Below are 26,322 nucleotides of genomic sequence, written 5' to 3'. Positions count from 1 at the left end.
AGTCTTATATAATATGCTAAGGTTTTTTTATTCTATATTATTTTTAGCTTTTGGTATCAATCTGGCTCATGCAAATGATGATACCCATACTCCTATTTTCTTTACTCAGGCAGAAGTTTTAAATAATCATACCACTAGAATACCTTTTAAGCTAGTAGATCATTTAATTGTAGTTGAAGCAGAACTTTTAAATAAAAAAGGAAAGTTTATTATTGATACAGGCTCTGAAACCATGATACTTAATGAGGTTCATTTTCCTAATTTTTATGGTTTCCAAAAAAAGAACCAAGAAACTTCAGGTGTTTTACGGTCAATTGAAAATTTACATGAGAGAAGAATTAAAGAGTTTGCTATAGAAAGCCTAAAGCTTCATAACAAAGACTCCGATGTTATTGATATTTCTCATATTGAAAAAAGCAAAAAGATCAAACTTCTAGGCATCATTGGGTATAGTGTTTTAAAAGATTACGAGGTTTTTATAGATCTGTACTTAAATCAAATAACATTAACAAAAGTAGATCGTTTTGGAAATAAGCTAAATAATAATGTGTATTTAGAAAAAATCGAAGATAGCTTGTCTTTTAACTTAAAAAATCATACTATTATAGTTAACGGAACAATAAACAATCAAGAAGTTAAATTTGGAATAGATACTGCAGCTGAATTTAACCAAATAAACAGAAAGGTGAACAGGAAAGCTTTGAAATATTTCATTCCTAAAAGGCGAATATCTTTATCTGGTATCGGTAATAAGAAAATAGTTGTTTTGGCAGGAAAATTGCATCGTGTTAAACTAAGTGAAACGGTTTATTTTGGCCCTATGTTAACAGTTCTTACAAATCTTAACAAGATGAACGATGCCTTTGGTACACAATTGGATGGTATTTTGGGCTATGAGTTCTTTGCTCAAAAACGGACTATCATTAATTATCAAAAAGAAAAATTATATTTTATAAATTACCCCCTAAACACACGGTGAAGCAAAAAAAATTATATATCAGCTATTTAATTTTCGCTTTTATTAGTTTTTATGCATACGGACAGAACCACAGGTTTAAAGGCTATAAAATAAAAGGCGACACCGTCGTATTTGCTTTTGATGTTAGGGATTATTCTAAATTTACTCAAGAACACACTGGTCAAATTCACGATTTTGAAGATTTCGATATTGAAAATGTTGTCGTCTCTGGAGAATTTAATTTATGGTCCAGAGACCATTGGAAGATGAAAAAAATTGATGAATTCAACTATGAACTCAGAAAGCATGTCGAAGACTTTACAGATGCATTTTCGTGGGAATTCAAATTCGTTATAAACAATGCCTATTGGGCTGAACCTACAAAAAAGGATCCAAATGTTGCTAAAGCAACCAAAAATGGACGAAAGCTTCGGGGCGTATATAACCTAAAAATGTATACCGCTTACCCCCATAAAAATGGTAATGCCAGTTTTAAATTAAAAGGTTACAAAAATGCTAAAAAAGTCATTTTAGCAGGTTCATTTAACAAATGGAACGAATCACTATTTAAAATGAATAAAACTGAAAGTGGCTGGGAATTAACATTGCAATTAAAACCAGACATATACCAGTATCGTTTTATAGTAGATGGACACTGGATGGAAGATCCTCACAATCCTAATAAAATTGAAAACGAATTTGGTGAATATAATTCGGTTATAGATATAAAAGAATATACAGCGTTCAAACTTAAAGGTTACACCAATGCTAAAAAAGTCATTTTATCCGGGTCTTTTAACAATTGGAATAAACACGATTTTGTGATGCGAAAAATGGATTATGGCTGGAAATACGTTGTACCATTATCTGGAGGAAAACATCATTATAAATTCATTGTAGATGGCGTATGGATTGTAGACCCTAACAATAGTGTTAAAGAATATGACGACAAGGGGCATGTGAATTCTGTTTGTATGATAAAATAAGCAATTCAAAAACAATACACTAGAAAATAAATCCGCCTGATTTTATCAAAACTCTATTTGTATTATAAAAAATTAATGTACAAAGTTTGAATACCCGTAATCAATCATCAATCATAAGGAGCTACATGTCAACCTGAACTTGCCTGTGCTGAACTTGTTTCAGTATTTCAGGTTCTCACTATAATGATCTTACAATCAAATCAATATAATTCCGAAATAAATTCGGAATGACGCTAAAAGTATTATTATGACACAAAACGGACATTCAAATATAATATTCTATCAGAAAATTATCCCACAACCTCTAATTTAGCAAAACGCAATAACAGCTTTTTAACACCTCCATGCTGAAAATTAATTTCTGCCTTAGTATCTGCCCCTACTCCTTCAATTTTTAGAACCTCTCCAGTTCCAAAACGGATATGCTTAACAATATTGCCAACCACTAGTTTACTGTCAAATAAGTTCGTATTTCCATTAGAAGCAGTATCTGTAACTGGTTTTAGCTTTTTAGGAGTTGTAACCTGAAATTTTTCGGGTGTTTTTTTTGCACTACCTTTCTTTAAAATTGGTTGCTTAGCAGGTTTATACCTAATTTTATTAGGTTCAGGGATAACATCCCCAAAGATATCAGCATCCAACATGGGGTTAAAACGACGCTCCTCCGTAGGTGTTACAATGTCCAAATACTGCTCATCAATTTCTTCAATAAAACGGCTTGGTTCAGAATCGACCAATTTTCCCCAACGATATCTCGACAGTGCGTACGTTAAATAAGCTTGTTTTTCGGCACGTGTTAAAGCCACATAGAATAGCCGTCGCTCCTCCTCCAATTCACTACGGGTATTCATACTCATAGCACTGGGGAACAAATCTTCTTCCAGGCCAACAATATATACATATGGGAATTCCAATCCTTTAGCCAAATGTATAGTCATTAATGACACACGATCTGCATCGTCTTTATCATTATCCAGATCGGTTGCTAACGCCACATCTTCCAAGAACTCTGCCAATGACCCTGTGGCGTCGGCAATTTCTTTTTGCCCCTCCACAAAATCCTTCATACCATTTAAGAGTTCCTCAATGTTTTCCATTCGGGTAACACCTTCTGGTGTACCGTCCTTATTAAACTCTCTTATAAGACCACTTGTTCTCGTAACATGCTCGGCTAACTCAAACACATCAGCAGTTTGGTTCAACACCTGATAACTCTCTATTAAAGTTACAAAATCCTGAAGCTTGGCTTTGGTACCCGAGTTAATCTTAACATCAGCCTTATCTATGTTTTTCATCACCTCAAATATGGTACGATTGTATCCATTTGCCGAAACGATCAATCTATCAACTGTAGTCTGACCTATGCCGCGAGGCGGGAAATTAATAACACGTTTTAAAGCTTCTTCGTCGGCTGGATTGATAACTAATCTCAAGTAAGACAAAACATCTTTTATCTCTTTGCGTTGGTAGAATGACAACCCACCATAAATCCTATAAGGAATATCACGTTTACGCAAAGCATCCTCAATAGAACGCGATTGTGCATTGGTTCTATATAAAATCGCAAAATCACCATTTTTCAACTGATTTTGCATCTTGCTTTCAAAGATGGTACTCGCCACATAACGCCCTTCATCTCCATCCGTTAGCGAACGATTTACCTTTATTTTTGGACCTTCATCATTTGCCGTCCAAACAACTTTTTCCAGTTTCGTCTGATTTTTATCGATAATGGAATTTGCAGCATTAACAATATTTTTTGTAGAGCGATAATTTTGTTCCAGCCTAAACACTTTCACATCATCGTAATCTTTCTGGAAATTCAGAATATTGTTAATATTGGCGCCACGGAACGCATAAATACTCTGCGCATCATCCCCCACCACACAAATATTTTGAAACTTATCGGATAGCGCCCTTACAATTAAGTACTGAGAATGATTGGTATCTTGATACTCATCAACTAAAATATATTTAAAACGATTTTGGTATTTTGCCAACACCTCTGGAAATCGTGTCAACAATTCATTTGTTTTAAGGAGCAAATCATCAAAATCCATAGCACCAGCCTTGAAACAGCGCTCTACATATTCTTTATAAATATCACCCATTCTAGGACGTCTGGCCATAACATCTGCTTCTTTCAACTCCGGGTTTTGAAAATAAGCACGTACCGTAATCAAACTATTTTTATATGATGAAATTCTAGAACGTACCTGTTTGTACTTATAAATGTCTTTATCTAGATTCATTTCCTTGATAATGGACGCAATTAGCCTATCAGAGTCTTGAGTATCATAAATCGTAAAATTACTAGGATACCCCAGTCTATCTGCTTCTATCCTTAATATTTTGGCAAATACAGAGTGAAATGTCCCCATCCATAAATTCTTGGCCTCACTAGCTCCAACAATCGTAGCAATACGCTCTTTCATTTCACGGGCTGCTTTGTTGGTGAAGGTTAACGATAAAATATTGAAAGCATCAATTCCTTTACTCATCATATAGGCAATACGATATGTAAGCACACGCGTTTTTCCAGAACCTGCACCTGCAATAACAATCATTGGCCCATCAATTTGAATTGTAGGCTCTAATTGTGCATCATTTAACTGACTTAAATACTTTTCCAATTCATTTCCATTTTAAGATGTGAAAATAACCAATGTTATGCTTTTAATTAAGTGGATTTATTAATAATTATAAACAATTATCACTTGCATCTTCTTTTTGAATATCTTTAAGCTTCGAAATTTAAATAAGCATTATGAAATACTTCTTTTTGGTATTTACCCTTTTCGGAATCGTTATCGTTCAAGGACAGAATAGTATGGAACAACAATTCATAGATATTGAACCTAAAGTTATTGAATGGCGTCGTCATTTTCATCAAAACCCTGAACTTTCGAACAGAGAGCTTAAAACGGCAGAAACTATTGCTAAACATCTAAAATCATTAGGGTTAGAGGTGCAAACTGGTGTAGCCCATACAGGAGTTGTTGCTATTTTAAAAGGGAACGAACCTGGCAAAGTTGTTGCTCTTAGAGCAGATATAGATGGACTCCCTGTAACCGAAAGAAATGATTTGCCTTTTAAATCTGAAGTAAAAACAACATTTTTAAACACCGAAACTGGTGTTATGCATGCTTGCGGACACGATACGCATACAGCCATTTTAATGGGAGTTGCCGAAGTTTTAACAAAAAACAAAGATAAAATTAAAGGTACCGTAAAGTTTATTTTTCAACCTGCCGAAGAAGGACCGCCTCCAGGTGAAGAAGGTGGTGCGAAACTTATGATTAAAGAAGGGGTTTTAGAAAATCCAAAAGTGGATGCGATATTCGGGTTGCATATTCGTTCTAACTATGAGGTTGGAACTATTCACTATAAAAAAGGAGGCATTATGGCCTCAGTAGAACGCTTTGTAATTAACGTAAAAGGCAAACAAACCCATGGTGGCAGGCCCTGGCAAGGTGTAGATCCTATTTTAATTTCTGCTAAAATTATTGATGGATTACAGACCATTATTAGCCGAGAGTCGAAATTAGTAGATGAAGCAGCGGTCATAACTGTTGGAAAAATCACAGCTGGCACACGTTTTAATATCATACCAGAAAGTGCCGAACTCATTGGCACCGTAAGAACTCTGGATCCCAAAATGAAAGCACATATTGAAAAACGAATGACCGAAATGGTGACGGCCTTAGCAAAGGCATATGGAGGCGAGGCCACTATCAGCTTTCAAAACAACACAGCAATTACTTATAATGACTCCGATTTGGTAGACAAAATGCTACCTACTTTACAAAGAGTAGCTGGCGTAAAGAACGTACGCTTGAGAAAAGCAACTACTGGAGGGGAAGACTTTTCATATTTTCAGGAAGTTATCCCAGGATTTTACTTCTTCTTAGGAGGCATGACCCCAGGGAACAAAGAAGCATTTCCACATCACACACCCGATTTCATGATCGATGAAAGTGGTATGCTTTTAGGCGTAAAAACATTAACTCATATAGCTTTTGACTATTTAAATAATTAATATGAACAACGTATTAGATTTTCTATCAAATATTTCTTGGTTGGGGTGGATTTTGATTGGTTTAGCCCTAATTGCTATACGCGATATCTTTTTTCAAAAAAGCCATACCATTAGCCACAATTTCCCCATAATTGGGCATTTACGATATTTATTAGAAAGTATTGGACCTGAAATGCGTCAGTATTTTGTGGCCAATAATAGAGAAGAATTACCTTTCAATCGTATAGAGCGCGGTTGGATTTATGCCTCTGCAAAAAAGGAAAATAATTACGAAGGTTTTGGTACCGACAGGGATATTTACGAGCACCAACATGTTTTTATAAACAATGCCATGATGCCTTTTAAAATTGATAAAAACCACCCGAATAGTATCGATAAAACCTTCTTACCATGTGCTAAAATTATAGGTGCGTTTAACAAACGTGAAAGACCATATCGCCCTGCATCGGTTATTAATGTGTCTGCTATGAGTTATGGCTCGCTTTCGGCTAGAGCTGTAGATTCATTAAATAAAGGGGTTGAAATAGCTGGAGCCTATCATAATACTGGCGAAGGCGGATTATCGCCCTATCATAGTAACGGTGGTGATGTGGTATTTCATTTTGGTACAGGCTATTTTGGTGTGCGTTCCGAAGATGGTGGCTTTTCAATGGAAAAAATGCAGCAGCTGGTTAAGGACAATCCATTTATTAGGGCTATTGAAGTAAAGCTATCCCAAGGGGCAAAACCAGGAAAAGGCGGTGTGCTTCCTGGAGCAAAAATAACCAAGGAAATTGCTAAAATTAGAGGTGTTGAAGTAGGTAAAGATGTATTATCCCCCCCTAATCACAAAGCATTTTCAAACGTCCCAGAGATGGTGGATTTTGTAGAAAACATTGCTGAAGCCACAGGCTTACCTGTGGGGATTAAAGCAGCCATTGGCAAACTGGATCAATGGGAAGAACTTGCAGAAATCATGTTAAAAACAGGAAAGGGGCCAGATTTTATTACCATAGATGGTGGTGAAGGCGGAACTGGTGCTGCACCCCCAAGTTTTGCAGACCATGTCTCGTTGCCTTGGGTTTATGGGTTTAGCGACTTGTACAAGCTTTTTAAGCACAAAGGCTTATCTGAACGTATCGTATTTATTGGTAGTGGAAAATTAGGATTCCCAGCCAAAGCAGCTATGGCATTTGCCATGGGAATAGACTGTATTAATGTGGCACGTGAAGCCATGATGAGCATTGGTTGCATTCAAGCACAAATCTGTCATACCAACAGATGCCCTAGTGGTGTCGCAACACAAAGTAAATGGTTGCAAAGTGGTATAGACCCCACTTTAAAATCGGAACGATTAGCGCAATACTTCAAGACTTTTAAAAAAGAACTCATTGAAATAACCCATGCTGCTGGATATGAACACCCTTGCCAATTTAAAATGAGTGATATTGAAATTAATGTTGATGACCATAATCTTTCAAAAGAATTAGACAGAACATATATGTATAGAAAAACACCTGTGCCATTTACTAGTATGCAAGATTTAAAAGATTGTTTATATTTGGGCGGAAATTATAACAAAACCCAAATCGATTAACATTTTATGGATGCACAAAGAATTTTAGACTTATTTTTATTTGCAATCCCATCATTAATAACTGGGGTTATTGCATATTATTTTTTTAGAGAGCATACTAAAAATGAAGATGGTCGCAGACGGTTTTTATTGAAAAAAGATTTGCAGGTAACTGCCATGCCTTTACGTTTACAAGCTTATGAAAGAATGGCTTTATTTTTAGAACGTATCACACCATCAAAATTATTAATACGAACCACACCATTATCCTCAAATAAAGAAGATTACGAAGCTTTACTTATACAAAATATTGAACAGGAATTCGAACACAACCTATCGCAACAAATATACATTAGCGATGAGTGCTGGAACATTATTACCACTGCAAAAAACGCAACCATTCAACTTATTAGAAAAGCCAATCTACTTGAAAAAACTGATACAGCAAATAAGTTAAGAGAAGTTGTTTTAACCGAAATGATGGAACGGCGATCACCTAGTGATGCTGCACTTTCTTTTATCAAAGAAGAAGTATCGGATTTATGGTAACACAGAATCATCAATACGCAACTCGTTAGAACGAGCCTCCCTACATTTCTCCCGAGCATAATCGTAACCTTGTTGCCACCACGAAGTCATAAGTTTTTTGTTAAAAATCAATGAATTCTCTATAAGTTTTGAAGGTGTGTAATATAAATTAAGCTTTACGTCTTTATTTTTTGCCGCTAATTTTCCAATAGTAATATCACTACGTTCTACTTGGTCTAATAAATGACTAAACAGATTAATCATTAAAGAGAACGGGTTTTTACCAAGTACTTTATTATACTCCATGTTCTCAGACTCCAAGACAATAGCATCGACTTCTGTCGCTCCTCTTAAGATGGCTTCTCTAATGGGTACTACGCAACCAAGCCCGCCATCGGCATACTCAAAACCATTCCTTTTAACCAAGGACATAAAAGGAATATAATTACACGAAATCCATATCCAATCACAGAATTCGTCGTAACTAAAATCTTTTATAGACTTATATTCTACCCTATTTTTAGACAAATTGGAAACAGTAACAACAACATCTTCTTTTGTTTCTTTAATCAAATCGTACTCAGCTTCAGTAAAATGCTTTTTCAAATAGCGCCTTAATGCTTTACTTTCACCAAAAGTCCGTTTCATTTTAATGAATTGCCAAAGGGTATTTATAAAATCGATGGATACGAATTCCCGGTTTCCCTTTTTTCGCTGTACAAAAGGGTTCACACTAAAAATATTACTTTGGTTAACATTTGTGAAGACCTCTTTTATTTTGTTAATTTCACCAGCAGCTAAATGAGGTACCAGTAAACTACCAGTAGAAGTCCCCAAATACATATCATAGTCCCGGCCTTCTTCTTTTATTAAATACTGAGCCACACCACCAGCATATGCACCTTTACTACCTCCTCCTGAAATTACTAATGCTTTCATTTTTATTATTCTAATTGTAAATATAGTAAGAACCAATATTAATTTTAATACTAAAAATTCTTTATTTAAGTATTTGGAATTTTATATAGCCATTTTATGCATTTTGTAGAATAAACATATTTCATCAAAAAATTATGGTTAAATAAGCAAGAATAATCATTTTAAACATCCAAGAAGAAATAACGATTAAAAAAATCACATGTAATCAATAATAGTTAACAGAATTCAAATCACCCTCTTTTTTAATTTAAATAGAAAAATGTAGCATATCGAAATTTACTTCTTTTCAACGCTAAAAACTTGCCTAACATTAACAAAATATTAGTTTAGCATTAACCAACTGTTACTAAACATTCTACATGAACAAGAATTCCTTTCTTACCTTTTTATTTTTTTTAATAATTGTTACTTTTTTTGGGTTAAATAAATCTGCTATATATAATATTTCTAATATTGAAGGCACTATCAAACCTCCAACTGTCGATTTTACTTTTAATAACGATGGCTCTTGTTCTGGGACGGCAATTACATTCACACCAATAGTTACTGGTGTTGCTCCTTTTACCTATAACTGGGAATTTGGAGATGGCACAACATCGAACGAGAGCAACCCTACTCATCTCTATACCGAATTAGGATGTGGTTTTCAAAATAACAATGTAACGTTAACAGTTACAGATGGCAATGGGGATAGCACGCCAATAACGAAAATTATTTCGATTCAACAACAGCCCGATTTAGAATTTATAAACTTAAATGCTCCTCCTGGCTCTAGTGCTCCTTTTGAAAAATGTGGTGATAATAATACCGATCCAGAATATACTATTAATGTTGGCAATAACTCCAGTTCCTCCGCATGTATTACGTCATATAATGTTGATTGGGGTGATGGAACTTCAGAAACCAATGTCACATTTCCAAGAATGCACACCTACTCAACCTTAGGATCCTATAACATGGTTATAACTGGTATTGGGAATAGTGGTTGCAATAACTCGATTACTTATGTAATAAAAAACTCCAACAACCCTATTGGCGCTTTAATAGCTCCTGGTAATACGACCAATTTATGTACACCATTAGACCCTATGGAATTTGCAATTGGATCATGGGCCTTAAATCCTTCGGACACGAATTATCAAATAAATTATGGTGATGGCAATACAGTAAGTTATACACAATCACAATTAGAAAGTTCCCCTTATTATAATATAGCAAACCCTCCTGCATCCGAAAATTTCCCTATTCCACACACGTTTACCAGATTTAATTGTCCTGGTGGCAACACTGTAAGCCTAACAATAACCACATCTTGCGGTAGCACCTTTCTTACTGCTGGTCCTATTATTATTTTAGATGTACCTACAGTAAACTTTAATGTAAGCAACATTGTATGCGCAAATACATCTACGTTTTTCAGTAATACAACTATAGCTGGTTATACCAATGACTGTAGTACATTTAATGTATATACTTGGGATTTTGGTGACGGAAGCCCACCTTCCAGAGCCGTTAGTCCTAGCCATGTATATACAACTCCAGGAACATACACTATAACTTTATCTGCCGAAACACCTTGCGGAGCAGGAACTGCAGTTTCAAAAACAATATGTGTAGAGCCTATATTAGAACCCAATTTCACATTTGGTAATGCTTGTCTTGGAGAAAATTTTCAAGTTACAAATACTACAGATGCTAGTTTAGGCTGTGGGGCCGAAACTTATCGTTGGGAAATCACAGATTATTATGACGGTTTTTGTGGAGAAGAACCAGAGCGCTGGAGCTTTACAAATGGGACTAACTCAGTGTCTAGAGAGCCTACATTTATTTTTTCTACTTCTGGCACTTATAACTTAAGATTGACCACAAGGAACTCATGTGGCATCTCTCGTTCTATAACCAAAACAATCCAAGTAAAACAAAGACCTAAAACTGAATTAGACCCTATCTCAGACTTTTGTAATTCTGCAACAATTAATCCCGTAGGCAGGGTTATTGAAACTTGTGCTCCTGGTTCGGAAACGCTAACGTATTTATGGAGCTTCCCCGGTGGTACGCCTTCTTCATCAACGTCATTAAACCCTGGATCTATAGACTATACTACAAGCGGAAACTACACAGCAACTTTTAGTGTTACCAATAGCTGTGGTACAACAACTAAAACAGCTGATTTTTCGGTAGACATGGTACTATCACCCATTATATCGCCAAAATCTGTAGAAATTTGTAGCGGTGAGACTTTTCAAGTCAGACCAGTTACTAATAGTACAGACAATGTTCCGACAGGAACCACCTATACTTGGTCAGCCCCCGTTGTAACGCCTTCTGGAGCCATTAATGGAGCAACCGCTCAATCATCACCAAGGAGCAATATTAGTCAGAGACTAACAAATAATACAGGTTCTCCAGCTACAGTAACATATACTATATCTCCTATCGCAAACGGCTGTCCAGGTCCTGATTTTACAGTAATCGTAACTGTTAATCCATTGATTAATGTTACAAGAAATATTACCAATAACACATGTTTTGCTTCGGATGATAGCTCCATTGATATCACGATATCTGGTGGCACACCCTTTTCGACAGGAGCTCCTTATATCATTTCCTGGACAGGACCAAACGGATTTAATAGCACCGATGAAGATATTAGGGATTTAGAACCAGGAAATTACACTTTGAGAATTACCGATGATGGTAATTGTCCTTTCACTACGAGCTATAGAGTTACTGAACCTGGCTTATTTAGGTTTTCAGGGAACAAGAGCGATATTACATGTTTCGGTCTAAATAACGGGAGAATTAATCTCAATGTTAATGGGGGAACGCCCCCTTATACATTTGTCTGGACAAAAGTTGGAGATCCAACATTTTCTGCATCAACTGAAGATATAAGCAATTTATCCCCTGGCGAATATGAAGTAACCATTACAGAGGTTAATAATTGCAATACCCTTAACGGTTCCTATACAATCATAGAACCTCCTTTGCTAGAAGTCAGTTTAGCAAGCCCTGTAGATATTATTCTTTGCTATGGAGCTTTTACAGGTCAAGTAAACGTTAGCGTAACTGGAGGGAGAGCAACCGAAACAGCTCCTGGAGTTTTTAACTACAGATACACCTGGACTGGACCAAACGGATTTAGAAGTAACAGTCAAAATTTAAACAATATAGAGGCAGGAACCTATAATTTAGTTGTCACAGATAATTCTGGATGCACAGAAGATTTACAAGTTATTGTACCACAAAATCCAGAAATTAAATTAGATTATACCGTAAAAGAAATCGTTTGTTATAATGATGATAGCGGAGCCATTACTATTAATGGTATTTCTGGAGGTGTACCTCCTTATGATGCTGTACAATGGAGCAATTTAGGCACTGGCATGGTTCAGGATAATTTATCGCACGGCACCTATACTGTTACAATAACCGATGCTTTAGACTGCTCGGTCGACTTCCCGATAACTCTGGATAACGCACCAATTTTCGACATTGATCCAGACATTAAAAATGTGTCTTGCTATGGAGAAAACGATGCAAGCATAAAGTTAAACCTCATAGGAGGTGAAAAACCTGTAACATTAGTTTGGGATGATAGTTCAACCTCTGGAGATGAACGAAATAACATAGGGCCTGGAGATTATTCGGTAACCATTACAGATGCCAAAGGGTGTGTTTTACAAGAATCATTTACTATTTTGGAACCTCCCCTTTTAACACTTATAGGCATTGCATCTGATGCCTTGGATTGCGACGATGTGAATAGCGGCGCTATCGACCTGGAAGTTACAGGAGGTACTTTACCGCTGTCAATTGCTTGGAGTAATGGAGCCAGAACAGAAGACCTTAATAACATCCCGCCAGATATTTACACAGTTACTATTACAGATGCTAATGGCTGTACCGAAACAGAATCCTTCGAAATTAAAAGGTTTGAACCGCTTGAAGCCCCTTTCGAAATAATCACGAATTTTAATTGTGAAACCAGAGAGGTTGATCAAACCTTTATAGCCAATGTTAAGGGGGGAATTCCACCGTATCAGCTTAGTTGGTCAAGTGGTACCATAACGGGAGATAACAACGAAATCATGAATACCGAAACCAATGGGTTAGTTATCCTTACTGTTACCGATAGTTTTGGTTGTGTTAAAGATTTTTCACTTCAAGTTGAAACACCTGTTTTGGATGGCTCAAGTTTTACAGTAAACTCTTTTGGATATAGCACTTACGATCTTTATTCCATATACGATCCCATTCAGTTTACAAACACCGCTATAGGAGACTTTATTAATATTAGCTGGGATTTTGGGGATGGCAACCTTTCAAACGAAATAAATCCAGAGCATGTCTATACCAAAGTAGGCACATATACTATAAAACAAACTGTCACCTATCCTTTTGGATGCAAATACTCTAGCGAAACAACTATTGTTGTCGAAAAAGGATACAGTCTTGTTATGCCCAATGCATTCACTCCAAACGGAGATGATCTTAACGATTACTTTTCTCCTGTTTTTATAGGGCTAAACGAGATGACCTTAAACATTTATAACACGTGGGGAAACATGATATATTCCGAAAGCGGTGAAAACATTAGAGGTTGGGATGGAAAAATAAAAAACTCAAGAGCAGAAAATGGAAATTACCATTTTAAATTTATAGCCAAAACTTTTTACGGTAGAGAAGTAACAAAAGAGGGGGCTTTAGTTTTAATTAGATAATAACACAAATAGATGAAAGTTAAAATATTAGCCTTAATTACTATTAGCTATTTTTGCTCAAAAATAAATGCCCAAGATCCAATATTCACCCAGTATCATTTAGTACCAGAAACTATAAACCCTGGTTTTTCAGGCTTTGAAGATGCAACATACTTAGGGTTAATTCATAGAACACAATGGCCAAGTTTAAATTTAAGAGTGGACACCGAATATGCTTTTTTTAATACATGGCTTGAAAATGTTGGAGGTGTTGGTGTTAGCATTTTAAATCAGCATGAAAACAATACCAATTACAATCACTTACAAGGAAATATTAATTACTCTTATCATGTAAGATTGGCAAACGACTGGTATTTTAGACCTGCTGTAGAATTTGGCTTTGGCACAAAGTCCTTTAATTTTGGAAACTTAGTGCTAGCTGATCAAATCAACATTAACTCTGAGACCATAAACCCTGTTTCATCAGATGTATTTGCCATGAACGCAAATAGAAATGTCACTTTTTTTGATTTCAATGCTGGCTTTGTTTTTGATAAAAAAAATACACGAAATGACACTGATTTATGGTTAGGCGCTTCTATCAAACATTTAAACAAACCCAATATTTCATTTATAGAAAATGGTCATGTTCCGTTAGATATTTTTTATTCCATACATGCCAATTACAAGTTTCCTTATTTTGATTATAACGATATGCTTATTTCTGTTAATTACATGCAACAAGGCCCTTATAACAGATTAGATGTTGGTACTACTATAAAGCTTGAAAAACTCATGTTAGGTGCCATAGCCGTTACCAACCCTGCTAAGAATAGTATCAATAGCCATTTATTAACATCAATTAATGCTTTTGTAGGGTTAGAATTTGAGCAACTACGCTTTGGTCTTTCCTATGATTTAAACACATCTAATATTGGTAGAACCGATGGTGTTTACGAACTTTCTATCACGTATTTAGCAGGTTGCCTTATTTGCAGAAATCCAGCAACGCTAGAAAGAAGAAAATAATATTTATTTTGCCTTTAGCATTTCTTTAGCAAATTTTGAAAACTGCCAACTATGATGTTTAGTCGCTTGCTGTAAATGTTCTTGACATTTTTCACCGCAGGCACGTATCCATTTTAAATAACTAAATGCATTTTGTCGGACTTCGAAACCATATGCTGGACTTGTATAATCAAGTAATTCTTTAAAATACAGCTCGTCATTTTCAGGTTCGAAATCATCAGTAAGCAAAGCGAGGGTTAACCATAAAATTCTAATATTTTTATCATTAAACCCTTGTATACCTTTAGTTTTTTCAAAATATTTATTTCGGTCCTCGGGAAAGCTGTTCCAAAGCCCAAAAAAGGCAGCTTCGATAGTTATATAGGACTTATCACTTAGAAGTGTTTCATATTCTTTTTTGAATGCCTCAGGCACTTTAGATAAAGTTTTTGCAATGGCTTGACGAACTTTTACAGGGTTTTTAAAATCTTCTTTTTGTAAGCGATTTGGTATTTGCGAAATGATTTTCATTTTAGCTTCGTCTGAAATCCCAGATGATAAATATCCGTGACATTTAGACGTGTAAGCCTCACAATCTACCATTAAATACTCTTGGATAAAAACTGACCGCTTAAGGCTTTCAAGGGCATCGTTATAATGAAACTTTTTAGTTTTTAACCATGTCTCTACAAAGACATCCAAACTCTGCTTACTAGCCTTTTCTACTTCATGTATAAAATCATCCGTCTCAACATTTTTAAACTGATTCTTGTGAAGGTAGTTTTTGACTGCTATTTTAAAAGCTGTATCTCCTACTTTTTCTCGCAACAAATGCAATACCCATGCTCCTTTTTTATAAAATGTGGTGCTACTCGATTTGGGGTCTAAAAGCGATGTGCTTTGCCTAGCCTTATGCTGTTTTTGTAATTCTTGAGCATATTCATAAAGTTTCCAATAGTAATAGTCATTTCCAAAAATATCGCGCTCCGCTAATAAAGCATAATAGGTGGCAAAGCCCTCTTGAAGCCAATGGTGCGTCCCGGAGATTTCGGTAACCAAGTCCCCAAACCATTGGTGTGCCAATTCGTGAGCATTAATATTTACGTAGTTTTTATCAACAAAGCCAATGGAATCCACTACAAAAGCATCAGAAAAAATGGTAGTCCCTGTATTTTCCATACCAGCATATAGAAAATCTTTTACAGGTACCTGCTTGTAATTTTGCCAAGGATACGAAACCCCTATTTCTTCTTCTAAAAAATCAAACATTTGTCTGGTGTATCTATATGTTGGCTCAAATTTTAAGGAGTCTTCTGGGTAATAATACATTTCTAAAGGAATGCCGCTTTTTGAATATTCAACTTTTTTGTCATATTTACCAATAGCCAAGGCCACTAAATAACTTGACATGGGATTTTGCATATCATAACGCCACTTAACCTTATTTCCTTTCTTCGTTTTTTCAACAAGTTTTCCGTTAGCAATGACCTTATAATTTTGATGAAAAGTAATCGATAGATCAAATTCAATTTTATCATTCATATCATCGATGCTGGGTAACCAATTACTTGTGTATTTACCTTGCCCTTGTGTCCAGATTTGCTTGTTACCTTTATCATGATTCCAATCAATAAAATACATGGCTTTTTTAGGATTGGTTTTCCACGTAACAACTACTTTATGATGATGACCCGATTTAAAAGGGTACTTCATTATTATACGTTTACCATCATAGAAGCTACCAAAAGTTTCTCCATCTAATTCATATGTTATTTCATCAAAATCAACAGCGTCTATATAGATAGAATCTATATCTTTTAAAACATCAAATGTAAAAGAAACGACACCTTTTACCTCCTTCTGTGTAAGTTCACCAAATGCAATATCAACTTTAGCTTTTTTAAAATCGACATAATCAGATTGTTGGCACCAGGACTTAGCAAGAATAAGGAGTAGGACAAAAGTAGATAGACGCTTCATACAATCAATACATCAAAGGTTAAGCCAAAATACAATTTTTTTAAAGTTCCCACGAAAGCAAGCCCCCAAAACCTGATTTAAACCTAAAAATCAATCATTATACTCATAGGCACCTATGTCATAACCAGATCCAGAAGGCCTTTTATTACCTATAATATCAAACATTATATCATACTTATTAGAGACATCCTTCCCCCTATCAATTGCTTCGGTAGAACCGCTAAGTAATTGATAATTTTCACCAAATTCAATCCCTTCATTATTTCTTAATTCCAGATTATTGTCGTAAAAATAGTTGTCATTATGACCATCACTACCTATGAACTCACGGACTGGATTGTAGATTATATTATTAATAATTTCATTGTTGCTAGTCTCATAAGAATTCCATCCAATACCTTTTTCTCCTGGTTCAACAATCGTATTGTTAATAATATAAAACCCTGCATTGGCAGCTGGACTTCTATCTTGAGTATAAATACCATCGTAAGAAGGCTTAATGATTAAATTATTATATATTAGGTTATTCCCACTACCTAAAACGAATATACCAAAGCCATTACCCTTATTCACTACATTATTGTATAACTCCCCAGTGGTACCTGGGTTAATTTGAAAACCTGTCATATGACCACCTATACTGCGTGTTCCAAAATTATCGATGGTATTGTTATAAATTTTCACATCTTTCGAGGCGCTCCCTACCTGAATACCATCCATACCTATATTCTCTAAGATATTATGGTGTACGCGTACACCGTGGAGCTCAGGTTCGTATACACCTGGACATTTTTCATCCCATAGTTTATGCCAATGAGAACCTCCTATATAAAAACCCTCTCCTCCTGTATCGTGAATGTAATTGTGATGTATTATGGTGTTTTTTTGAGTAAATATATCCCTGGTGTTATCTGCATTAACACAATCGGGATATGATGGAGGGCTCGTTCTTGCTGCTATACCAACATAGCCCGCACCTAGAACTTCCACTGCAAAAATCTCAAAATCGGTTGAGTAATCCGTTATTTCAATACCAAAATATCCTATAAGTTTAATACCGTATTTTTGAGACGTACTGCCTGCGCCAGATATTATAAAATGTTTTGATTTTATAAAATGCAATCCTTTAGATTCATTTATGGTGGTACCAATTCTTGCAGATCCATCACAGTTGGTAATCACAATAGGTTTTTCTTCTGTACCAGTAATATTTATAAATTGAATCCCTGCTCTGCTTCCTGTTATTCCAATGGTATCTCCAGGTTGAATTTTTCCCATGGTACCATCTGCTCTAAGTTGTTCTACATTTCCATCAACTTGCCATGCGTTCTCTTGCACTACAAAATCGCATGACGAACAAGCCACATCTTCATATATGACATTTTCTGAAGTAGGTAAATTAGGATTCTCTAAGTTTTCAATACTCGATTTTTCACATGCACTTAACATGCATACGAATACTACTAGGGTTAAGTAAGGTTTCATGTCTTTGGGGTTAATAGGCCTTGTAAATATACAAATAAGTTATAAAAACCCAACAAAAGCATATACGGGGTATAAATGAAGGTCTTTCCAGAAAAGAACCAATAACGACAAATGTTTGTTTTTAAAATTTAACCAAATACCCTAAATTCGCTTTCATGTCTGCAAAGCTTCAAACCCCAATAGATTATTTAAAAGGCGTTGGTCCTAACCGTGCCGATTTGTTGCGGAAAGAATTAGGTATTCATACCTATCAAGATCTCATTAATTTATTCCCAAACAGGTACATAGACAGAACCAGGTATTACAAAATCAATCAACTACAACGCAGTAATGCAGATGTTCAAATAATTGGTAAAATCACGGCCTTCAAAGAAGTAGCTCAAAAACGCGGAAAACGCCTAGTAGCCACATTTCAAGATGATACTGGCACCATGGAACTCGTTTGGTTTAGAGGTCAGAAATGGATTCGAGACAGCTTAAAACTCAATAAGCCATATGTGATTTTCGGAAAAACCAATTGGTTTAGCGGCAAGTTTAGCATGCCACATCCAGATATAGAGGAATTAGAAGTTCACAAAGGGAATTTACGTTCCGCAATGCAGCCCATATACCCCTCAACAGAAAAATTATCAAATAGAGGTATTACAAATCGTGTAGTTAGCAAAATCATGCAGCAATTATTTTTAGAAACTGGGAAAAAGTTTACCGAAACACTCTCAGAAAACTTGCTTGCCGAACTCAAATTAATTTCAAAAAGCGAAGCCCTTTTTAATGTACATTTTCCGATGAGTCCAGAGCTGCTTTCCAAAGCCCAATTTCGATTAAAATTTGAAGAATTATTTTATATCCAACTGCAGCTTATCATCAAAAATTTAACTCAGAAGTCAAAAATAAAAGGCTTTCCTTTTGAAAAAGTCGGCAACTACTTCAATACCTTTTTTAAGACACATTTACCCTTTGAATTAACTGGCGCACAGAAACGTGTTTTAAAAGAAATCCGTGCCGATCTGGGCAGCAATGCACAAATGAACAGATTGTTGCAGGGAGATGTGGGTTCTGGAAAGACTATAGTAGCGTTCATGTCAATGTTGATAGCACTTGACAACGGTTTTCAAGCCTGTTTAATGGCTCCGACTGAAATTTTGTCAGTTCAACACTATAACGGGTTACTTGAATTGTGTAATAAACTGAATATCAGAATAAAAAAACTAACAGGTTCAACTAAAACTTCAGAAAGAAAAGAAATTCATGAAAGTCTAGAAAATGGCGATTTACAAGTACTAGTTGGCACACATGCCCTACTTGAAGACAAGGTGAAATTCAAAAATTTAGGGCTTGCAATTATAGACGAACAGCATCGCTTTGGAGTGGCACAACGAAGTAAATTATGGAAGAAAAATACATCGCCCCCACACATTTTGGTAATGACAGCCACCCCTATTCCCAGAACCTTAGCCATGTCGGTTTACGGCGATTTAGACATCTCTATCATTGATGAATTACCTCCAGGGAGACAATCCATAAAAACGGTACATCGTTATGACAAAAATCGATTGAATGTTTTCAAATTTATTCGAGATGAAATAGCTAAAGGAAGACAAATTTATATAGTCTATCCATTAATTCAGGAAAATGAAAAAATGGATTATAAAGATTTAATGGATGGTTACGAAAGTATTGCTAGAGATTTCCCTATGCCAGATTATCAAATCTCCATAGTACATGGAAAAATGAAGCCTGCGGATAAGGATTATGAAATGCAACGTTTTATAAAGGGCGAAACGCAAATTATGGTAGCTACTACTGTTATTGAGGTGGGTGTCAATGTTCCTAATGCCTCTGTTATGATTATAGAAAGTGCAGAACGCTTTGGTTTATCACAACTACATCAGCTCCGTGGTCGTGTAGGTCGTGGCGCCGAGCAAAGTTATTGTATTCTAATGACTGGACATAAGCTGAGCAACGATAGCAAAACGCGTTTGGAAACTATGGCAAGAACCAGTGACGGTTTTGAAATTGCAGAAGTCGATTTGCGCTTACGTGGTCCAGGTGATATTATGGGAACCCAGCAGAGCGGTGTTTTAAATCTTAAAATTGCGGACATTATAAAAGATAATGATATTTTAAAATTAGCGAGGCATCACGCTAAGAATATACTAAAAAACGATGCCACATTATCTTCTATAGACAATAAAGCCATTTTGGATACTTATAAATCATTAGGGAAATACAAAAATATCTGGAATTATATCTCGTGATTTAGCCGCCTCACTGCATTAAATATATACATTAAAAAAGCTCAACTTTAATAAGTTGAGCTTATCACACAGTTTGTATAAGTAGTTTGATTGATGATTTTTTATAAAGCCCCCAGTTCTCCTAAAAGTTTTTCTGAATTTGCTTTTACATTGGCAGGCGGATTTAGCGATAATGACTTTTTTAAGTGCTTAATGGCGTTTTTCTTATCTCCCATCGTTTTATAACATTCACCTAAACTATCATGGGAATTAGCATCTTTGGGATTATTAGCAACATTTAGCTTAAAGTATTTAAGCGCCCGATCATAATCTTTGGCTGCTAACATTTGATAACCGATATTATTCAATTGGTTTTTATTCGCCATAGTTGAAGCCTCGTCCATTAATGCCGCATATTCTTGAGTCTTCCCAAGCTTATTCAATATTTGACCTTTAATTGCTAGGTTGTTAAACGTCTTTTGACTGTAAAAGTTACCAGTAATAGCACCATTTATCCACCCTAAGGCCTCATTTAAGTCACCACCATTATTTAATGAAAAACGAGCCATATTTTCCCAATTTTGCCTATTAAAACCTAAACTTCCTATAGATTTAGCTCTAAATTCGTTTAAAACAATATTGGTTACATCGAATTCAACTTTAAAAGGAATCTCTTTTTTCTCCCACACAAGAGATACTATAGCATAGGTTGGTTGTATATCGTTAACTTCATAAGTTAACAATTCTCTATGTGCTACAGACTTTGTTTTAACATCTGCTCGCAGTGCATCTTTGGAAGCATCATAAAAATAGCTTCCCCAGGCATTGGCATCATGAGATAAAATGATGGTGGCATTGTCTGCATCTTTTAATTCCACATGAAATCCATAGGTTCCTGCTTTTATGGCTTTTCCTTCTATTTTAGCATCATGGGTTAGTGTAATAATCGTATTTTCGTTCGCTCCTGCCCTCCAAGGTGCTTCAGTAGCCGTTCCAAATCCTAAATTGTTCATTCCATAGGGAACCAATTTCCCCCATATTTCCCTGCCTTTTACACTTGGTCTGGAATAGGTTATTGAAACATCTGAAATACCAATACGTTGGGTCATTGTTGCTTGTTGACTTCCTCGAGGCGTATTTACTTGGGCAAATGAGCTAAAACTTAATGTAAGTAATAAGCACATAAATAATGCGGTAAGATTGTTAGTTTTCATTTTAGTCATATTTTTTGATTGTGTTTTCAAGGTATGTACAAATCCCATCCGCAGATGTTAGCATTATGTTAAAGAATCATTATTTACTGTTAATTAACATAATTTAAGAGTTTCAGAGTGTTTATTTACTTCTTTCAAAACTGCACCTTAATTGAATAGAATTTTTAACTTTGTTCACTTATTTCTTGATGAGAAAACGAATGATAAATATTCATGACAAAACATTAAAAGATCTGGAATTCTCAACTGTTCTGCAACAAGTAAGCGAACATTGTGTGACACCATTAGGTAATGAAAAAGTATTGTTGATTAGCCCTTACAAAACTAAGGATAAACTTACTGATGCTTTGCAATTAACCAATGAGTACCTATCTTCTTTTTACAATGATAACCGTATTCCAAACCATGGTTTTGATGCAATCTCAAAGGAAATCAAACTTTTGCGCATTGAAAACACTTATTTAGAGGTGCATGCATTGAAAAAAATAGTCTCCATGTCGTTAACAACAAATGACATCGTTATATATTTAAAAAAGTTTGAAGAATACTATCCGAAGCTCAACGAATATGCGTCACATATTGAAGTCACCAAAGCTATTATTGAAAAAGTAGATGCCATCGTAGATCGTTTTGGAGATATAAAGGATAACGCGTCCAACTTACTCCTTGAACTGCGTCAGTCCATCAATAAAATAAAAGGTAAAATAAATGCCAGCTTCTCAACAGCCCTAAACACCTACCACAACCTTGAATACTTAGATGATATTCGTGAATCTGTAGTAGACAATAAACGTGTCCTCGCAGTAAAGGCTATGTATCGTCGTAAGGTAAAGGGAGCTATTATGGGCGGGAGCAAAACAGGCAGTATTGTCTATATTGAACCAGAAACGACTTTACAGCATTCAAGAGAACTCAATAATTTAGAATATGAGGAACACGAAGAGGTGATTCGTATTTTAAAAGACCTTACTAATTTTATTCGTCCGTTTTTACCATTACTAGAAGACTACCAAGCATTCTTAATAAATATAGATGTTATTTCGGCAAAAGCGAAGTATGCGAGGGCTATGAATGCTATCCTTCCTGAAATTTCAGAAGAAAGAACTATGTTTTTGAGAGATGCCTATCACCCCCTTTTATATTTAAACAACTTAGAAAAGAAAGAAACGACCTTTCCACAAACCATAGAATTAAAGCAAGATAGTAGAATCATTGTTATTTCGGGACCTAATGCTGGAGGAAAAAGTATTACTCTTAAAACAGTAGGTTTATTGCAAGTCATGCTGCAAAGTGGTTTGCTCATTCCAGTTCATGAGCGTAGTAAAGTTTGTTTATTTGACAGGATTCTTAGTGATATTGGTGATAATCAATCTATCGAGAATCATTTAAGTACCTATAGTTATCGTTTAAAACAAATGAACTATTTTTTAAAGAAATGTAATAAGAATACTCTCTTTTTAATTGATGAGTTCGGTACCGGAAGTGATCCTGAATTAGGTGGTGCTTTAGCTGAAACCTTTTTAGAAGAATTTTATCATAGAGAGGCATTTGGTATCATAACCACACATTATTCTAATTTAAAAATTTTAGCAAATGAACTCCCTTATATGCTTAATGCAAATATGCTTTTTGATGAACGCACACTCCTTCCACTTTTTAAATTGGTTATAGGACAGGCGGGAAGTTCTTTCACCTTTGAAGTAGCTCAAAAGAACGGGATTCCCTATAGTTTAATAAATCGCGCAAAAAAGAAGATTGAGCGTAGCAAGGTACGTTTTGATGCGACTATTGCTAAGCTACAAAAGGAACGTTCACGTTTGGAAAAAACCGGACAATCATTAAAGTTGAATGAGAAGAAAAAAATAGAAGAAGCTGATAAGCTTGAAGAAATCAATGCTAAAATCCAAAAGAAATTAGAAAACTATCAGGAATTGTACGATAGCAACCAACGCCTTATCTATTTAGGACAAAAAGTGAACGATATTGCTGAAAAATACTTAGAAAACAAGCAAAAACGCGAGCTGATGTCTGAACTTTTTAAACTGGTTCAAATTGAAAACTCCAAGCGTAAAAAAGTTACTGCTAAGCAGAAAAAGGCCATAAAAGCTAAGGAACAGCAAGTAAAAAAAGAGGCTGAAAAGGTAGTTACTGTTATACGCAAAAAGAAAAAAGAAGCCAAAAAAAAGGCGGTTGAAGCCCCAAAACCAAAACCTGTTTTAAAAATTGGAGACCGTGTACGCATGGAAGATGGTCGTGCGATTGGGAGTATTGATAAAATAGAAAAAAATAAGGCTGTAGTGAACTATGGTATTTTTACGACTAACGTAAGTATTGATCAGTTAGAACTTGTTGAAGCTGCTAAGAAATGAGTAATGAGTAGTAACTAAGATTAAAAGAGCTATTTTGCAATTTAAAATTGTAACTTTCTTGGAAATATATAAATGATAGATTTACCAAAGCATAAAAAACTTATCCTATTTGATGGTGTTTGTAACCTTTGTAACAGCAGTGTGCAATATGTTATAAAACATGATAAAAAGAATGTGTTTATGTTTGCTGCTTTACAAAGTGAAATTGGTCAAAATTTAATTAAACGCTTTAACATAGATACCGAAAAAACAGATTCTATATTATTATATACTCCAGAAAACAGTTTAGTCTCTAAATCTACTGCAGCCTTAAAAATTGCAAGTCATTTAGGTTTCCCACAAAGTTTAATGGGGATATTCTTTATTATCCCTCCGTTTATTCGAAATTGGGTTTATGATTACATAGCAAAAAACCGTTATAAGTGGTATGGTAAAAAGGATGCCTGTATGATTCCAACGCCAGAATTGAGGAGTAAATTTTTGGAATAATCTTAAATCATAATTACATAACCGAATAATCATTTATTTTATTATTATATTTCTTCTATAACAACTAAATTAACGACTTGGAGGGCTTTACAAATATACACAGGTCTCATTTGAGCTCTATCCCTATATTAGCTTTTGGGACTTGAAACGCTTTGTTATGAAAGTATCAATTCTTAATTAATCTAGTGTAAGCAATCTGCCATTCCAACCATCAGCTTCAATGGCTTTGAGTCCAGTAATACCCGCCTCCTTCATTATATTTAAAAGCGTATTATTAACATAGTAAAATCGATTGTCTCCCTTAGCTCTAAATATCAAAGCATTATTGTTTCTCATTGCTAAAAAATCTACTTGTAATTTTTTTATTTTAGATATTTGAGTTTTATCGATGTACGACATGCGAATATTTGAATTTGCATAGTCAATGAGAGGTCTTTCCTCCAATATATTGATTATAAAATATTGATTTTTAACTGTTTTTTTTCTCTGATCGAACACATTAGTTTCAATGTATTCAACACCAAAAATGCCCAAAGATTTCCAAAGTTCTTTTACTACCGAAGACACTATAATTAAGCCAACCGCATTATTTAAAAAATCATATTCTTTTACTCTATCAGGATAGGTGTCATCAAAATATAATTCGACTGGTGTTTTAAATATTTCTTTAACAGATTTTCTCTCATGAAAATGATAGAAATCATGAATAGAATCATCTACGCCCAATATTGTCCCTGAATCACTTTCACCACAAGGCCTAAGAATAGAATACATAATTTCCTATAAATCAACCAGACTTGAACCAATCTTCTTCTTTCGATTCACCGATTTTGGATGATTATTTTTATTTAACTCAATTTTTATAGATTCAAAAATTAGAGATTTTATTAATTCATTATTGATTTAAATTATTAATTCCTCATAACTGATGAACAACAAAAATATGCATAGTATATTATTTCTCTATACCTGTTTTCAGTGAAAAACTTTGTTAAACAATTATTTAGAATAGCTCACTGATTGTAAGTACCTTACAATTATAAAACGAACCAATCTTCTGGCAGGCAAATAGAAAACGTAAGTAGGCTAAAACTAGCTATCAATTGTATATAGTACGTTTTTAATTTCATCTTTAGACTTAGTCACTTTTCCAAATATTAAATTCATTTTTAATTATATCAATCATTTTTGTAAAATAAATTAATTCATCTATATCTGAGTGATGTCGTAAATAGACATAGGGGTTATAATATTTTATTTTTTTTGACGTATTTTCAAAATTTAATTGAACAACATAACTTTCTCCATCATTAACACCAATAAAGCCACCCCAGGTTAAGATTTTATCTCCTTTTTTATTTACAACCACTTCTGTTCTTTTTTTTAATTTCCAGCGAATTTTTGACATGTCGGGCAAACCTTCAATATTTGTTTTTAAAATCTCCCACCAAATAGTCTTCAATTTTATTTTCGCATTTAATTCACGTTTTTTGTTTCTGTATTTCTTTGACTTCGGACGTTTTTTTCTAACCTCGAAAAAATCAGTCATCCATATTCCAGAGTCATTTAGATACATTCTAAAAACGTCAGTACCTCTAAACGACATCTTTTTGTAAACTCTTATTTCTTCAGTGTTCGTCAATGAGTCACTTAAACCACAACTTTCATTTATTTCAGCCAAACTTTGGCCTAACATTATTGAATTGGAAATTACGCAAGTCAGTATTATTAATAATATTTTCATACTTTTTATTAGATCATTTAGCCTTTATTCAGGACAGGGCATTTAAGCACAATAATTGAACATAATGGACATTGTGACTATATTTTTT

17 protein-coding genes are annotated in these 26,322 nt (G+C 34.8%); 10 read left to right on the top strand and 7 right to left on the bottom strand.

The window, feature by feature from the left end:
- Positions 1-13 precede the first annotated feature (13 nt).
- Entirely contained in the window at positions 14-979 is a 966-nt protein-coding gene (locus HHX25_RS11445; RefSeq protein WP_169673289.1) for a retropepsin-like aspartic protease, read from the top strand.
- Positions 976-1,944 carry a glycogen-binding domain-containing protein gene (locus tag HHX25_RS21425; protein WP_169673286.1) on the top strand — a complete coding sequence of 323 codons (969 nt, stop codon included), beginning with the start codon at positions 976-978 and terminating at the stop codon, positions 1,942-1,944. Before HHX25_RS11445 ends, HHX25_RS21425 begins: the two co-directional genes overlap by 4 nt.
- A 290-nt stretch (positions 1,945-2,234) precedes the next feature.
- Here the strand turns inward: HHX25_RS21425 and HHX25_RS11435 are convergent, their stop codons facing one another.
- The gene (locus HHX25_RS11435) at positions 2,235-4,577 is read right to left on the bottom strand and encodes an ATP-dependent helicase (RefSeq protein ID WP_169673283.1); all 2,343 of its coding nucleotides are present in this window, start codon (positions 4,575-4,577) and stop codon (positions 2,235-2,237) included.
- A gap of 134 nt (positions 4,578-4,711) precedes the next feature.
- Here HHX25_RS11435 and HHX25_RS11430 point away from each other — a divergent pair, with 134 nt between their 5' ends.
- The 3 genes from HHX25_RS11430 to HHX25_RS11420 are packed head-to-tail and all read left to right on the top strand — an operon-like array spanning position 4,712 to position 8,087.
- Entirely contained in the window at positions 4,712-5,983 is a 1,272-nt protein-coding gene (locus HHX25_RS11430; protein ID WP_169673280.1) for an amidohydrolase, read from the top strand.
- Position 5,984: 1 nt separating this feature from the next.
- Complete coding sequence (locus tag HHX25_RS11425) at positions 5,985-7,559, top strand: FMN-binding glutamate synthase family protein (protein WP_169673278.1); 1,575 nt, start codon at positions 5,985-5,987, stop codon at positions 7,557-7,559.
- Positions 7,560-7,565: 6 nt separating this feature from the next.
- A complete protein-coding gene (locus HHX25_RS11420; protein ID WP_169673275.1) occupies positions 7,566-8,087 on the top strand; it encodes a DUF7935 family protein in 522 nt (173 codons plus the stop codon).
- Here the strand turns inward: HHX25_RS11420 and HHX25_RS11415 are convergent.
- Entirely contained in the window at positions 8,079-9,005 is a 927-nt protein-coding gene (locus HHX25_RS11415; RefSeq protein WP_169673272.1) for a patatin-like phospholipase family protein, read from the bottom strand. The two genes, HHX25_RS11420 and HHX25_RS11415, sit on opposite strands and share 9 nt — an antisense overlap.
- 359 nt (positions 9,006-9,364) lie before the next feature.
- On the opposite strand from HHX25_RS11415, the gene HHX25_RS21195 reads away from it, so the two are divergent.
- Positions 9,365-13,729: a PKD domain-containing protein gene (locus tag HHX25_RS21195; RefSeq protein WP_169673270.1), complete on the top strand. Its 4,365-nt coding sequence runs from the start codon at positions 9,365-9,367 to the stop codon at positions 13,727-13,729.
- Positions 13,730-13,741: 12 nt separating this feature from the next.
- Positions 13,742-14,737 carry a PorP/SprF family type IX secretion system membrane protein gene (locus tag HHX25_RS11405; RefSeq protein WP_169673267.1) on the top strand — a complete coding sequence of 332 codons (996 nt, stop codon included), beginning with the start codon at positions 13,742-13,744 and terminating at the stop codon, positions 14,735-14,737.
- 3 nt (positions 14,738-14,740) lie between these two features.
- Here HHX25_RS11405 and HHX25_RS11400 read toward each other — a convergent pair whose 3' ends face one another.
- The gene (locus tag HHX25_RS11400) at positions 14,741-16,696 is read right to left on the bottom strand and encodes a M1 family metallopeptidase (RefSeq protein ID WP_169673264.1); all 1,956 of its coding nucleotides are present in this window, start codon (positions 16,694-16,696) and stop codon (positions 14,741-14,743) included.
- A gap of 90 nt (positions 16,697-16,786) precedes the next feature.
- A complete protein-coding gene (locus tag HHX25_RS11395; protein WP_169673261.1) occupies positions 16,787-18,181 on the bottom strand; it encodes a right-handed parallel beta-helix repeat-containing protein in 1,395 nt (464 codons plus the stop codon).
- Positions 18,182-18,336: 155 nt separating this feature from the next.
- On the opposite strand from HHX25_RS11395, the gene recG reads away from it, so the two are divergent.
- Positions 18,337-20,439 carry an ATP-dependent DNA helicase RecG gene (gene recG, locus HHX25_RS11390; RefSeq protein WP_169673258.1) on the top strand — a complete coding sequence of 701 codons (2,103 nt, stop codon included), beginning with the start codon at positions 18,337-18,339 and terminating at the stop codon, positions 20,437-20,439.
- Between the two features lie 101 nt (positions 20,440-20,540).
- Here the strand turns inward: recG and HHX25_RS11385 are convergent, their stop codons facing one another.
- Complete coding sequence (locus tag HHX25_RS11385; RefSeq protein ID WP_169673255.1) at positions 20,541-21,632, bottom strand: DUF2911 domain-containing protein; 1,092 nt, start codon at positions 21,630-21,632, stop codon at positions 20,541-20,543.
- A 200-nt stretch (positions 21,633-21,832) separates the two neighbouring features.
- On the opposite strand from HHX25_RS11385, the gene HHX25_RS11380 reads away from it, so the two are divergent.
- Both HHX25_RS11380 and HHX25_RS11375 read left to right on the top strand, forming a co-directional pair.
- On the top strand, positions 21,833-24,001 hold the full coding sequence (locus HHX25_RS11380; RefSeq protein WP_169673252.1) for an endonuclease MutS2: 2,169 nt from the start codon (positions 21,833-21,835) through the stop codon (positions 23,999-24,001).
- Between the two features lie 72 nt (positions 24,002-24,073).
- Positions 24,074-24,490, top strand: a complete 417-nt coding sequence (locus tag HHX25_RS11375) for a thiol-disulfide oxidoreductase DCC family protein (protein WP_169673250.1) — start codon at positions 24,074-24,076, stop codon at positions 24,488-24,490.
- A gap of 177 nt (positions 24,491-24,667) precedes the next feature.
- Here the strand turns inward: HHX25_RS11375 and HHX25_RS11370 are convergent, their stop codons facing one another.
- Complete coding sequence (locus HHX25_RS11370) at positions 24,668-25,264, bottom strand: imm11 family protein (RefSeq protein WP_169673247.1); 597 nt, start codon at positions 25,262-25,264, stop codon at positions 24,668-24,670.
- 364 nt (positions 25,265-25,628) lie between these two features.
- Complete coding sequence (locus HHX25_RS11365; RefSeq protein WP_169673244.1) at positions 25,629-26,234, bottom strand: hypothetical protein; 606 nt, start codon at positions 26,232-26,234, stop codon at positions 25,629-25,631.
- Positions 26,235-26,322: the final 88 nt, after the last annotated feature.

It is taken from the genome of Flavivirga algicola (genome assembly GCF_012910715.1).
GTDB lineage: Bacteria > Bacteroidota > Bacteroidia > Flavobacteriales > Flavobacteriaceae > Flavivirga > Flavivirga algicola.
This window is presented reverse-complemented; position numbering and strand designations above follow the sequence as displayed.

Excerpts from the sequence above, each read along its gene's own strand:
- HHX25_RS11380 (WP_169673252.1), top strand. The coding sequence starts at position 21,833 with ATGATAAATATTCATGACAAAACATTAAAAGATCTGGAATTCTCAACT.
- HHX25_RS11415 (WP_169673272.1), bottom strand. The coding sequence starts at position 9,005 with ATGAAAGCATTAGTAATTTCAGGAGGAGGTAGTAAAGGTGCATATGCT.
- HHX25_RS11425 (WP_169673278.1), top strand. The coding sequence starts at position 5,985 with ATGAACAACGTATTAGATTTTCTATCAAATATTTCTTGGTTGGGGTGG.
- HHX25_RS11420 (WP_169673275.1), top strand. The coding sequence starts at position 7,566 with ATGGATGCACAAAGAATTTTAGACTTATTTTTATTTGCAATCCCATCA.
- HHX25_RS11395 (WP_169673261.1), bottom strand. The coding sequence starts at position 18,181 with ATGAAACCTTACTTAACCCTAGTAGTATTCGTATGCATGTTAAGTGCA.
- HHX25_RS21195 (WP_169673270.1), top strand. The coding sequence starts at position 9,365 with ATGAACAAGAATTCCTTTCTTACCTTTTTATTTTTTTTAATAATTGTT.
- HHX25_RS11445 (WP_169673289.1), top strand. The coding sequence starts at position 14 with ATGCTAAGGTTTTTTTATTCTATATTATTTTTAGCTTTTGGTATCAAT.
- HHX25_RS11400 (WP_169673264.1), bottom strand. The coding sequence starts at position 16,696 with ATGAAGCGTCTATCTACTTTTGTCCTACTCCTTATTCTTGCTAAGTCC.
- HHX25_RS11375 (WP_169673250.1), top strand. The coding sequence starts at position 24,074 with ATGATAGATTTACCAAAGCATAAAAAACTTATCCTATTTGATGGTGTT.
- HHX25_RS11385 (WP_169673255.1), bottom strand. The coding sequence starts at position 21,632 with ATGAAAACTAACAATCTTACCGCATTATTTATGTGCTTATTACTTACA.
- HHX25_RS11430 (WP_169673280.1), top strand. The coding sequence starts at position 4,712 with ATGAAATACTTCTTTTTGGTATTTACCCTTTTCGGAATCGTTATCGTT.
- recG (WP_169673258.1), top strand. The coding sequence starts at position 18,337 with ATGTCTGCAAAGCTTCAAACCCCAATAGATTATTTAAAAGGCGTTGGT.
- HHX25_RS11405 (WP_169673267.1), top strand. The coding sequence starts at position 13,742 with ATGAAAGTTAAAATATTAGCCTTAATTACTATTAGCTATTTTTGCTCA.
- HHX25_RS11365 (WP_169673244.1), bottom strand. The coding sequence starts at position 26,234 with ATGAAAATATTATTAATAATACTGACTTGCGTAATTTCCAATTCAATA.
- HHX25_RS11370 (WP_169673247.1), bottom strand. The coding sequence starts at position 25,264 with ATGTATTCTATTCTTAGGCCTTGTGGTGAAAGTGATTCAGGGACAATA.